Source organism: Streptomyces atratus (genome assembly GCF_014648655.1).
GTDB classification, from domain to species: domain Bacteria; phylum Actinomycetota; class Actinomycetes; order Streptomycetales; family Streptomycetaceae; genus Streptomyces; species Streptomyces atratus.
Window position 1 is genome coordinate 192984 of record NZ_BMRN01000010.1, and the last position, 12149, is coordinate 205132.

The following is a 12149-nucleotide window of genomic DNA, read 5'->3' on the forward strand; positions in this document are numbered from 1 at the left end:
GTCGGGTTCTCAAGTACCCGCACACAGGAGTCGCGTCAAGTTTTAGGGGCCGTCACACGAGGTCAGAGCTACCGTGCTCCGACGATTTTCCGGGGCCTGAGGCATCACGCTCCCGGCCTCTCTGACGCGCCCTGGGCTGCTGGCGGATCCCTCGATAACTATCAAAGCGGGCGGGACTGTGCTGTCGAGGCCCTATGGTGATCGCCATGCAGCCCACCGACAGTGGCGCCGCGTCCGCCAATCCCAGCTGGGTCGCGGTGGATATGGGTGCCCTGATTCACCAGTGCGATGCCGAGTTGGCTCAGCACGACGCCATGCTCGACCGACTGACGTCGGGAGTCGCCGCGCTGGAAGCTGAGAAGCAAGCGGTGCGCTCCGCGCGCCAGCAGGTGGTGCTCACTCGCGAGGAGGCGCTGCGCGTTCAGGAGGTGCTCCACGCGGCGGCCCGGGCTGGAGCCGCTCTTCGTAGCGGGCAGCGCGAGGGCGGGTCCAGTTTCAAGGACGTGCCGGATCCTGACGAATGCAAGGGGACCGACGCCTGCGCCGATGAGGCTGCGGACAGTTCGGATGCGGCGGCCACGTCGGCTGAAGAAGGCAGCCACACCGGCAAGGCTTCGACAGCGTTTGACGCATCGAAGCTCGGCCCTCGCGGCATGCAGGCCCTGCAGATCATCAACAGTGAGCCCACGCTGCAGTGGACCGGGAAGCTGCTCGCGGTACGGCTGGAAGGCCAGGAGGTCGAGGCCGACGGGAAGGCGCACAATCGCGCGCGGACGCTCATGGACGACCTGGCAAAGAAGCAGCTCGTGGCGAAGATGTACTCGGATGATGGTCGTCGCTGCTACTTCGTCGCGGCCGCGGCAACGGAGGCCGCCTAGAGGCACCCCAAGGCGACCGCCTCCCGCGCTGGCATGGTTCCTAGGCCGACGCATCAACGCGGGAGGCGGTCTGACGACTCTGGGCCGTACCCCCCACGCTACCGGGCAATTCCCGGGCGAGGGGCAAGTTCGGCCTGCGTTCCCTCGATCGAGAGGCCGACCCTCGCATGACAGGCGCATCATCGGACTTTTCCCGGCTATCCGACCCGGCCGGCTACTACTCCTCGCCGCTTCGCCGATGCGAGGGAATGGGCTGGTGACGGGCACCGTCATCGCCTGCGGGCCAATCGGTGTGACGCGGCCAGAGCATCTCGTCGAGCGTCTCCTCGATGCTTGCGAGCGTAAACATGTCGGGCCAAACGGTTCCGGCAAGGATGTTGGAAATAACTTGCCGGTTGACGCCGGACGCAGTCGCCAGCGCGTTGGCCGACAAGCCGCGCCGCTCCATCGCCTCCGCCAGGGCCCGGGCTACGGCCTGCCCGACCTGTGCCTGCCGGGCGTTGTCCATCACTGCGTACGGCCAGTGGCCGGACACGGCATAGTCGCGCGGCTTCTTTCCACGTCTCGTTCCTCCGGGCATGCGACCAGTGTGACGGACGGGATGCCGACTTGCGCACCCCGCCCAATCATGGGTTGCTATAACAATAGCAACCCATGATTGGACGCGCTTCCATCCCAGCCGGTTTGAAAGGAATTGGTATCTACAGTGTCGACTCGCCAGGCGGGAACACCGCCAGCCAACGGCCGCGCCAGGCTGAGGCCCGAAGAGCGGCTGATGCCGTCTCCCAAGCTGCGGGCGGAGCAGTACCTCCTAGTCACCGTGGCCGCCTGCTCGGCAGTCAACCCGGTAGGGGCCGAGGAACTGGCAGCGGCGACTGGGGTCTATGCCAAGAACTGCGGACTGGTGCCGGTGTTCATCATGAACACCGGACTGCTCACCAAGGGGCACCGGCGAGCAACGTATCTGCCCAGCGAGAAGGGTCGGTACATCGCACGTGCCTTCGCGCGCGGTGAAGCCGAAGGGCTTGGAGCGCTGAGGACGAAGTGGAGGGGGCAATGGTTCGCGCGAACAGTCAGAGACCGTTGCCGACACGGCCCCGTCTCCCGTGAGGGCCTGGTGGCCGCCCTCATGGTGGCGGCCAAAGCCGAGCCTGGGCGCATCAAGCAGGCCCACGTTCTACTCGATCTGATGGTCGCGGTCGGTCTCGTCACGGTGGAGAAGTCCGGCGAGCTGAACTATTTCGAGGGCGCCAGTCACACAGACGCCCCGCCCACAGGCGCCCAGAGCACCGACACGCCTCACGAGGCACCGCAGACTGCCAACGAGGACGACGAGCCGAGTGCAGCCGGGGAACCGTTGCCTCAGGACGAGTGTCAGTCCGGCAGCACCCGACAGCCTGACTCCGAGGGCGTGCAAGACGGTGACGAGCAGTCGCAGACGGAGGTACCTCGCCCGCGTACTGAGGCCCCCGGCGGCCAGCCGCCTGGGGGAACGGGCCCCGATCAGGATCTCTTGTCACTTCTGCTGCCACCGGTTCTGCTGGCGGACTTGACTCATCTGACTTCGGCGGAGGTCCTCGAACTCCACAGTCATCTGACGGCCGTCACGGCCCTCACCGCCAAACTCCGGGGCCATCGCGTCACCTAGGCCCCGGGACACAAAAACAGTCCGGCAGCGCCAGCTTCCTTGGCCGGTGCGGCGCTGCCGGACTCCCACCTCCACCCGACGACCCGCCCGGCAGCGCCGTGCAGGAAGGGGCTTCGGCATGTCCTCACACAAGGCGAGGAACAACCACCGTAGCGCGATCGATCGCGGGCCCGCCCACGTTCGCGCGAGTTCCGGCCCTCTTCAGGGGGTGGTCCGGCATGGCTAGGCCCACCATCCGCCGGGTGCTGCTCGAAGTCAGCCGTCAGTGGCTGCAGCAGGCAGCCGACGGCGACATGGCCATCGAGACAGTCGACCTCTACATCCAGATCAGTGAACGGTTCGACGTCTTCGCCGACGCCCAGGGTATCCACCGAATGGATGATGTCACCGGACAACTGACCGACTCGTTCATGGACGCGCCCGGCCGCGACCGCCACGACGACATCACCCTCGTTCCGAAAGACGGCACACGGCGGCAGCGCCGCTCCGCCCTCGCCTCCCTCTTCGCGCACGCCCGGGCCCTCGGCATGACCCAGGCCGTGCCCCTGCTCGACTCCCCTCCCATCCCGCGGCCGCCTCGCAGCACAGGCGCCGAACTGACCGACGCGGAAATCGAGGAACTCCAGTTCCACTCCGAACGCGGCATGCCTGCGACCCGGCATGCTGCCCTGCTGGCCCTGCTGCTGTCAGGCCTCGGCAGCGCCGAGACCGCTCAGGCGACCCCCGGCGACCTGGACCTCGCACTAGCCACCGTGACCACCGAAGGCAGCACACGCACCACCCCCAGAACCTGCCCGCTCAGCCCCTGGGCCGTCCGCGCCCTCCGTCTGCGCACCGACTACCTAGCCGAGCACCGGCCGGGCCGGCGCCGCCTCGTCACCAGCGACTCCTCCACCCCGTACGCGGCGCAGGCCAGCGTCGGTGCTGGCTTCAACGACATCGCACGGCTCTCGGGCCTCGCCACCACCGCCCGCAGGGTCGAACCCCGCGACATCACCCGCTACGTCGCCCGCCAGGTGCTGCTGCAGACCGGCCAGATCTCCGAAGTCGCCCGAAGGCTCGGTCTCTCGTCCCTAGACAACGCCGCCGACCTCGCCGGACTGGCCTGGAAGATCGGCGGAGATCCGCGATGACACCCCACAGGGCCACGCGCCCCAAGCGCACGTCCAAGACCACCCGCAAGCCCAAGAACACCCCGCCGCCGTACATCTACGGAACGATCCCCGACGACACCTTCGGAGCAAAGAGCGACCCACCAGAACCGCACGGGCCGCAAGCCCCGCACCTGATCACCGACCGCCGTTTCGCCTTTCTGATCAACAACCCGGACCTCTACACCGCGGCCGATACCCTGCCCGGGCCCCGACCGGTCGGCCGACCCCCGCACCATCCCCCCATCATCTACCTGATCTTCCTGTGCTCGATCTCCGTCTTCGGCTCCGCACGCGCGACCGCTGCCCACTTCCAGGACGAGGACTGGTGGAATCGCATCCGCTCAGCGATCCGCACACACCTGGGCGACGAGGCCGCAGATGCACTGCGGTCCGCCGGCCCCACCCGCAGCAACTGGAATCACTACTTCCGGCGGTACCTCAAGCCCGCTCACGACAAAATCCGTGACATCAGCAGCGACCTGTGGGTCGAACAGGCCCTGGCGCACGGGATGCTCTGCGAAACCACCAAGAGAACCAGCCGTGTCCGTCCCGAGCGCCAGCAGGTCATCCACGGCGACGCCACCGTCGCAAGGCCCCCCTCCGGGCACTCCAGACACGAGACGCACGACAAAAGGACCGGTGAGATCCGCCGGCACCGCGTGGACGAAGACGCCGGCATCTGCGTCGAAGGAGGCGGCAAGCAGGTCTACGGCAACAAGTTCCTCTCCACCGCCGTACGCCTGGCCTCCACCCCCCACAGCCGCGTGATCCTCGCCCTGGAATCCATCCGCCACAAATCTGTAAAGGAAGACCCAGACCGCGAATCGGAAGGTGTCGCCCTGGTCGCCATGGTCAAGCGCATCCTCAAGCGCGCCCGCGGCACCAAGGCCGTCACCTACGACGCCGCCCTACGCGGCAAGCACCGCGCACCCCTCATCGCCGAAGGCCTCGTCGTGTTCACCCCACAGCACGACGGGCTCACGCCCCAGTCGCTCCTGCGGTACAAGGACAAGGACTGCACCTGCTCCCACGACCTCTACATCGCCGAGGGCAGAGTGTGCGAGCGCCGCTTCATCGACGGCAACGAGACGCTCTACACACCTCTGCCCGTCGAAGAACTCGAGTGCCGTGACGGAAAGAACGGCACCCGCTTCTACCACCGAATCACCATCCCCTGCCCCGCCAAGACACACCACCTCCGGATCCGCGTCGACGAGACCGACGAGGACAGGCAGGTCGACCCGAAGACGAAGAAGCAGCGCTTCAACCGCACCGAGCATCTCCGCCAGGTACCTCCCCGCACCCCCGCCGGCCGCCGCCTGAAGGGCTTTCGCCAGGACAGCGAGGCCGTCCACTCCCGCTTCGACCAGGCCTACCCCCATGAGCGAGTCCCGGCATATGGCGCCCGGGGAGCCTTGTTGATCTACCTCGGCTACGCCTGGCTGAACAACTCGATCACCCGAGCACTCAACGCACTCCACTCCTGAACACCCTCCGCAGGCCGCCCCACCCCAGCACCCGGCCCCAGGACAAGATCCCCAGCCCGCCACACACCCCGTACATCGAGCACGCCACCCGCTACACTGGCGGCGGCGAGCAGACCCTCACAGGTCGATCACCAACCTGTCCAAAACATGTCAAGAATCGGCTCCATGCATTGCGCCGTTTTAGACACATTTTTGTACAGATCCCCGCCTTCGTAGCTCAGGGGATAGAGCACCGCTCTCCTAAAGCGGGTGTCGCAGGTTCGAATCCTGCCGGGGGCACCAGGGGAAAGGCCCGGACCGATCATGGTCCGGGCCTTTTTGACGGCACCATTTGACGGCAGTCGCGCCTCAGGCGTCCGGCAAGCGGCGCTTGAGCAGGCGGTCCATGTGACTGATCGCCTCCCGCTGGGTGTCGTGGACGACGTGGGTGTAGACATCCATCGTGATGCTGATCTGGCTGTGGCCGAGGATCTCCATGATGACCCTCGGCGCGACGCCGGCCGCCGTCAGCAGCGTGGCGCAGCCGTGCCGGGCATCGTGCAGCCGGACCACCCGCAGACCGGCACCGGCAGCGACCCACGTGAACGAGCGGTAGACGTTCCGCGGCTCCACCGGCCGACCGTTCCTCGTCGCGAAGATGTAGCCGCCCTCGGACCAGACGACGCCCGTATCGGCGAACGTCTCCCGCTGCCTCACCGGTGCCAGCGCAGCGGTGCGACGCACAGGGCGGGCATCGGGACGACCTTGCGGCGCCGACTCTTGGGGTCGTCGTCGTAGAGCGTGCCCCGGCGACGCTGGGTCTGGTGGCGGACGTGCAGCACCCGGTTGTCCAGGTCCACGTCGGACCAGCGCAGGCCCACCAGTTCGCCACGCCGGAGGCCCATGCAGATGGCCAGCATGAACGCGGCGTACAGCGGGTCTCGGCGCGCGGCCTCAAGGAAGGACAGGGTCTTTCAGGGACCACGGGTTGATCTCGCGCTGTTTCACGCGCGGCGGCTCGACCAGTGATGCGACGTTCCGGGCGATCAACTCCTCTCGGACCGCAGCCGTGAGCGCGGTCCGCAGCACCCGGTGCGCTTCCTTCGCCGTCGCGGCTGTCTGGGCGGTCTGTACCCGGGTGATGAACCGGCGCACGTCGGCGACGCTCAGCGGCGATCCCTATCGTGGCAACCAGGTCTCGGGCCGACGAGCCACGTTGAAGATCTGCTCAACCTCGTCCGGGGTGAGCACTGGCGTCAGTCCGGAAAGAAGCGCGTGCACCTGGGTGCCCTCCACCACGAGGACAGGGGGCGCCGCGTTCTTCACAGAAATCTTTGAAGCGCCCACAACTGCGATGACCGGTCGGACAGACACCGAGAATCCACAGCCGGAGGAAAGGGCGCGTGCTGTGCGTCGCGCCTCTCCCTCACTGGTAGCGACGTGCCGGGTGGGGGATCGATTGACGGTGATCGCACGGTCTCCGTACCAAACAGTCTTACCTTTATGGCGTTTTGAGTTGATCGTGAAGACGCCGGAGGGGCCTATGGCCAAGTGATCGATGTCCGACTTGCTTGGCCACTGGATGGCGTGCAGGATCCTCCAGCCGTGGCGCCGCAGGGAGTTCAACCGGCGACCCGTTGTGCGCTCTCCGATCAGGCCTAACGCCCAGCTTCGCCTATCTGGGTCCGGCGACCAGCGGACGAACTGCCGCTTGAGTCTGTTGGGTTCCAGTTCTGCGAGCTTCCGACGTATCGCATCTCCAGGCCTGTTTGAGGCCAAGTCGCCCTGCGGAAAAGCCATCCACCCTCCCGGATTCGGTGCCAGAGCACCACACGTTCGCCAACTTGCCAAGACGTCGCATCCGGCCACCGAGGCGGCTGTTACAGGTTTGCAGCCGCCCTATCTCCGCATCGCCGACGAACTCCGGCGGCGGATCGTGGAGCACGTGTGGGAGCCGGGAGACCGCCTGCCCTCCCGCACCCAGATCGGCCTGGCGGACATCGTGGTGCCCGCCGCTCATTGCGAGATCGTCTACGAGATCCCGATCAACCGGTAACTGACGGCATCCGCCGTAGCTGCGGCTCCCCTCGACCCGCCCGCCAGCTGCCGATTCCATTCGCCAGGATTCGCCACCCCCCACAAGGCGCTCACCAGGCACTTCTAAGTGATCTACGTCAGCCGGAGCCTGCGCCAGCCCTCAACGCCACGGTTCGCTACGGGTTTTCGCCATGATTTCGATCATGGTTCTGGTTCGGAGGCTTGATGCTCCTGGTGACTTGGGGTTTCCTCCTCGTGGAGCCGAAATGCTCCCGCCCTGCGCATAGGGCCTGGCTCCGGGCGACACCCCGAAGCCAGGCCCACATGCGGGGCTACAGGCGGGTCCGGCCGAGTAGATCGCGGCCGGGCTCGCTTGCCGCCCAACCAGCCGTCCGGACTACCTCTGGCGCATCACATAAAGTGCTCGACGCACCCCGCGATGGCAGTGACCGCCGTAAGAATCAGGGCCGCTAACTGAACCCAGTCCGGTAACTGGCTTTGTCTGCGACGCCGTCTCCGCCGTGTCGATCGCTCCATCTGATCCGATCCCATCTCTCAATGTTCCCAACAGGGTTGGGACCCACCCGATTCAGGCAGGCGTGCGGGAGAGAGAAGCATCGGACCCTCCACAAGTTAACCGGCGCTCCAGTGGCGCCAGCGGGAGTTCGGGGTGGCGAATGCTGGCGAACGAGCGCACACCAACTTCACTTCCCCCGTGTAGGGGAGGGGCCCTTGGGCTGACTCCGCCCGTGCCCCACGCGTGCCCCTTCCGCGCCCGATCGGGCGGGAAGCCACGGGGAGACACGGTGACTGGCAGGCAGCGCACAGCACAACGGCCCCTGACCGTTTCACCTGGTCAGGGGCCGTTCTGCCTGGCGGTGGGTGTGGGATTTGAACCCACGGTGACATCGCTGCCACGACGGTTTTCAAGATGGCTGAGGACTTGACTCAGCTCAAGCGCTGATAGCTTCGGGAGCGTGATCGTTTACCCGCTTTGGCATGTTGGCCACCAGAACGAGGCCGGCAACAAACACTCGACCGTTCATGTCGACGAGTGCGGCGTCTTCATCGACGAGCAGGACGGCGACGACGTGAAACTGCTCGGTATCTACTCGACACGGGAGCGGGCAGAGGAGCGCATGAAGCGAGCCCAGCTGCTGCCGGGCTTCCGGGACGAGCCGGAGTGCTTCATCCTCGACGGTTACGAACTCGATGAAGACACCTGGACCGAGGGCTTCGTGCGGATCCCACCAGGCGAATAGCGGCAGTGACTGCCGCGAGAAGTACAGCAGCAAAGTACAGCAACCCCACCAACCGCAGCCGACCGTCACCAGCCCCAGATGTCGCCACCTGGCCAGTGCCTCATTCATCCGCCGAACTGCATGGCTTGGCTGCACTCAGGACAGGTTGGGGCATCTGAACCCCCCATCTTCGATAGTTCTGTCCTGCCGGTACCTCCGCCCTACCTGCTCGCCGTGCACTATCTGCCGAAGCGCGCCATAGGCAGGGACGACACCGACCGGCTGCGTGGCGTCCTCGATCGCCACATGCCCCACCTCGGCAGGCGTCCGCCCCAGCACTGAGGTTCGGTAGGATCCGCGGGTCTTCGTACCGGGGAGGGATCATGGCCGAGGGCCGCAGCGCCGAAGGCACCGACAACAACACCGGAACCTCTGACGATGTCGTGGACGAGCAGACCGCGGTTCAGCTGGTGTACCGGCCCCAGTCCGCCGACACACTGGCCGGCCTGCGGGTCCACGAGCGGATCAAGCGGACCGGGCTACTGCTGAGGGGCGTGTTCCTCGCACTGTGGGGAGGGCAGTGGCTGCTCGCCACCGTGGGCCGCGGAAGTATCGACGCGGTCTCGACCGCTCTGTTCTTGTTCGTCGTCCTGGTGGTGTGGGGGTACCCGCGGCTGCAGGCCGCCCAGGTGCAGCGGATCACCGGATGGCAGGGCGAGTACCGCGCCACCGTGTCTCCGGCCGGGATCACCTGCCGCAGCGACCACAGCACGTTGGTCCAGAAGTGGTCCGTCTTCCAGGGCTACCGGGAGACGGCAGGTCACTTCGTCCTGCTCAGCCGGGACCCCAACATCATGTGCCTCGATGTCCTGCCCAAGCGGGGCGTGCATGAGGCCGGGGACCTCGACCGGCTACGGGCCATCCTGGACCAGCACACCACTCGCGTGTGACGCACTCGAAAGGCACCCGGCGCCGGCTGGTCGATCCGGCTGCGTCCGCTGCCGCATGGCTTTCCACCGCGCCGGGAGGTGTGAAGTTTCCCTGTTGGCAGGGTTACTGACGTTGAATTCATGCTGTCGGTCGGGACGTTCGTGGATTGATGGTCAGGCCGGTCCCGGCGAGGCAGCCGTCTGTGAGGTGGTTTCGGTACTGGATGTGCCGTAAGCCTCGTCCGATGTGCTGGATGAGGTGCTCCGGCCTGGTGAAGGCCACGTTGGAGAGCCGGCCTCGCCCGCAGCAGGGACCAGATCCCTTCGACGGTGTTGATGTGGGGCGCCGAAAGGAATCGGTGCCGGCCGGGAGGGCGGACGCTCGGCTTTTTCGGCGTGCGCACCCACTCTCGCGGGATGTCCGAGTTCTGCCGGCTCGCCGCAGGCCCGACGGGAGGGGCCGTACACGCGGCACCGTCGCCGCACGTGGTCAGTCCAGGTCGGCCTGCCACAGGTCCGGCCCGAAGACCTCGTACTGGATGTCGCGCGCGGCCACCCCGTGCTCAATCAGCCGGCTGCGCACCGCCTTCATGAACGGCAGCGGGCCACACAGGTAGTACAGGGCGTCACCGGGGATGTCGACGGCGGTGGGGTCCATCAGCCCTTCGAAGACGCCGTCCACGGGTTCCAGGCTCTGCGCGCCCTTTTCGTACCAGAGGTACATCCGGGCGTTCTTCAGTGCCAGCACGTCGTTGACCACCTGCCGGCGCAGCGGGAAGGACGCCTCGTCGAGATCGGCGTGCAGCACGGTGATCGGCAGCCCGGACTCGGCGGCCACCAGGTGGGAGAGCATCCCGGCCATGGGGGAGATGCCGATGCCCGCGCTGACAAACACCACCGGGCGCCCCGAGTCGTCGAGGACCACGTCGCCGTACGGCAGGGACAGCGTCAGGATGTCGCCCACCCCCACCGTCTCGTGCAGCAGCGTCGACATCTCGCCGTCGGGGTCATCGCCCTCGCCGCTTACCCGCTTGACCGAGAACTGGCGGTGCTCCCCGTCGTCGGCCCGGGTCAAGCTGTACTGGCGGGGCTGGAGCTTGCCGTCGGGCATCCGCATCCGCACGGTGACGTACTGGCCGGGCAGTGAGGTCTTCACCAGGCGGTCGTCGATCCGCTTGACCACGAAGGTCACCACATCGCCGGCCACCTGGACCTTCCGCACCACCTGCCAGTCCCGCCACACCGTCTCCGGCCGGACCCCCCCGGGCGCTGTACAGGCCGCGCTCCTGGTTGATCAGGGCGTTGGCCATCAGCCAGTAGACCTCGTCCCAGGCCGCGGCGACTTCCGGAGTGACCGCGTCCCCCAGGACGTCACCGATCGCCCACATCAGGTTGTCGTGAACGACCTGGTACTGGTCCGGACGGATGCCGAGCGAGGCGTGCTTGTGGGCGATCCGGCGCAGCAGCTGCTCCGGCACCCGCTCCGGCGTCTCCAGCAGCGTCGTCGCGAACGCGGCAACCGACCCGGCCAGCGCCTGCTGCTGGTGGCCGTGCACCTGATTGCCCCGGTTGAAGACACCGTCGATGAGCTCGGGATGCTCGTCGAAGAGATGCCTGTAGAAGCGCTGGGCGATCTCACCGATGTGGTCGCCGACGACCGGCAGTGTCGCGGCGACAACGGGACGCGACTTGTCCGAAAGCATCTGGCCTCCCTCGGGGCAAGAAGCGGAAATCTCCCGTCCGTCCGCTCTTGGTATCCGGTTACGACCCGTCCACCAACGCTACCCGGTCACGCCCCGTACGGCACCGCGGACCGGACCGGCCCGCCACCCTCGGAGCGCGCAACAACCTCGCCGTCTCCTGCAGTGATGCCGCAACAGAGGTACAGCAACCGGATACAGCAACGCCCGCAACTGCTTCCGGCCTTCAGCGCTCTTCAGCTCCCCCCGAGCAACCGGATTGACTCTCAGCGACCGTTCTGGACAGAGCTACGGATCAGAAGTTCCTCGTGCCACAACCGCGCCGGATGGGGCGGGGACTCACGGGGAACTGCGGCCGGCACGGACTCCGGACCGGCTTTCCCCATGCCGTCGCGCTCGGCCTCTCCGATGACCGTGGTCGTATGCCGGAGATGATGTGTCCGGTGTCCGGGGCCGCGGGGACAGTACGCTGATTCCAGCGGGATCGGGCCCGCCCGACGGATGTCCGGGAGGAGCGTCATGACTGCCGAGACGGTGGCCCCTGCGTGGATGCATGAGCAGATCACGGCGGAGCAGTACGACTCTTGGTCCGAGGAGCAGTGTGCGGGGATCGAGATCGTGGACGGGATGGTCGTCGTGAGTCCCAGTGCGTCCAAGCGGCACAACCGCCTCGCCCGGATCCTGGCGAACGCGCTGGATGCCGCGGCCGGACCGGACTGGAACGCCGACACGGACTTCGACGTCCGCCTACAGGACGTGCCGCTCACCAACCGCCGCCCGGACGTCGTGGTCTACCGCGCGGACACCATCGACATCACACCCACCCGCCCCGAGCACGTGCTGCTGGTGGCCGAGGTCGTCTCGCCGGGGTCGGAGACCACTGACCGGATTGTGAAGGTGGACCAGTACGCCAAGGCCGGTATCGCCTTCTACTGGCGGATCGAGCAGGCCGCCACCGGCGTCCCGCTGATCTACACCTACGTCCTCGACCCGGCGACCAGGAGCTACCGGACCGGCGACATGTTCACCGGTGTCGTCAAAGTTTCCGCTCCTTTCTCCGTGGAGATCGACCTCGACCGGCTCTGACCCAGCGCTC

The 12149-nt window shown here is 66.7% G+C and carries 9 protein-coding genes, 1 tRNA gene and 4 pseudogenes; 9 read left to right on the forward strand and 5 right to left on the reverse strand.

Translation table 11 applies throughout. The annotated features are described in order from the left end of the window. Positions 1-206 precede the first annotated feature (206 nt). Positions 207-878: a hypothetical protein gene (locus tag IEZ15_RS19405; RefSeq protein ID WP_229845973.1), complete on the forward strand. Its 672-nt coding sequence runs from the start codon at positions 207-209 to the stop codon at positions 876-878. Positions 879-1095: 217 nt separating this feature from the next. Here the strand turns inward: IEZ15_RS19405 and IEZ15_RS19410 are convergent, their stop codons facing one another. Further along, entirely contained in the window at positions 1096-1458 is a 363-nt protein-coding gene (locus tag IEZ15_RS19410; RefSeq protein WP_229845974.1) for a helix-turn-helix domain-containing protein, read from the reverse strand. A 195-nt stretch (positions 1459-1653) separates the two neighbouring features. Here IEZ15_RS19410 and IEZ15_RS19415 point away from each other — a divergent pair, with 195 nt between their 5' ends. The 4 genes from IEZ15_RS19415 (at position 1654) to IEZ15_RS19430 (ending at position 5449) form a co-directional block, all read left to right on the forward strand. Further along, entirely contained in the window at positions 1654-2526 is an 873-nt protein-coding gene (locus IEZ15_RS19415; protein WP_189278421.1) for a hypothetical protein, read from the forward strand. 218 nt (positions 2527-2744) lie between these two features. Then, positions 2745-3659 carry a site-specific integrase gene (locus IEZ15_RS19420; RefSeq protein ID WP_189278423.1) on the forward strand — a complete coding sequence of 305 codons (915 nt, stop codon included), beginning with the start codon at positions 2745-2747 and terminating at the stop codon, positions 3657-3659. Continuing rightward, complete coding sequence (locus IEZ15_RS44835) at positions 3656-5167, forward strand: hypothetical protein (RefSeq protein ID WP_229845975.1); 1512 nt, start codon at positions 3656-3658, stop codon at positions 5165-5167. Before IEZ15_RS19420 ends, IEZ15_RS44835 begins: the two co-directional genes overlap by 4 nt. 206 nt (positions 5168-5373) lie before the next feature. Then, a tRNA-Arg gene (locus IEZ15_RS19430) sits at positions 5374-5449 on the forward strand. Positions 5450-5515: 66 nt separating this feature from the next. Here IEZ15_RS19430 and IEZ15_RS19435 read toward each other — a convergent pair. Continuing rightward, positions 5516-6316: pseudogene (locus IEZ15_RS19435) on the reverse strand (tyrosine-type recombinase/integrase); the annotation flags it as partial. Between the two features lie 9 nt (positions 6317-6325). Then, positions 6326-6946, reverse strand: a complete 621-nt coding sequence (locus IEZ15_RS19440; RefSeq protein WP_189278425.1) for a nuclease-related domain-containing protein — start codon at positions 6944-6946, stop codon at positions 6326-6328. 88 nt (positions 6947-7034) lie between these two features. Between IEZ15_RS19440 and IEZ15_RS19445 the strand changes: the two are divergent. From IEZ15_RS19445 to IEZ15_RS19455, 3 genes and pseudogenes are all read left to right on the forward strand, one after another. Then, positions 7035-7136: pseudogene (locus tag IEZ15_RS19445) on the forward strand (GntR family transcriptional regulator); the annotation flags it as partial. A 1024-nt stretch (positions 7137-8160) separates the two neighbouring features. Then, positions 8161-8445, forward strand: coding sequence for a DUF7336 domain-containing protein (locus IEZ15_RS19450; protein ID WP_114245052.1), 285 nt, complete (start codon positions 8161-8163; stop codon positions 8443-8445). 362 nt (positions 8446-8807) lie between these two features. Then, positions 8808-9374, forward strand: a complete 567-nt coding sequence (locus IEZ15_RS19455; RefSeq protein WP_189278426.1) for a YcxB family protein — start codon at positions 8808-8810, stop codon at positions 9372-9374. Between the two features lie 118 nt (positions 9375-9492). Here IEZ15_RS19455 and IEZ15_RS44840 read toward each other — a convergent pair. Both IEZ15_RS44840 and IEZ15_RS19460 read right to left on the reverse strand, forming a co-directional pair. Continuing rightward, positions 9493-9700, reverse strand: a pseudogene (locus tag IEZ15_RS44840) (IS630 family transposase); the annotation flags it as partial. A gap of 143 nt (positions 9701-9843) precedes the next feature. Beyond that, a pseudogene (locus IEZ15_RS19460) lies at positions 9844-11056 on the reverse strand (globin domain-containing protein). Positions 11057-11572: 516 nt separating this feature from the next. Between IEZ15_RS19460 and IEZ15_RS19465 the strand changes: the two are divergent. Then, positions 11573-12139, forward strand: coding sequence for a Uma2 family endonuclease (locus tag IEZ15_RS19465; RefSeq protein WP_189278428.1), 567 nt, complete (start codon positions 11573-11575; stop codon positions 12137-12139). The last annotated feature ends 10 nt before the right edge of the window (positions 12140-12149 follow it).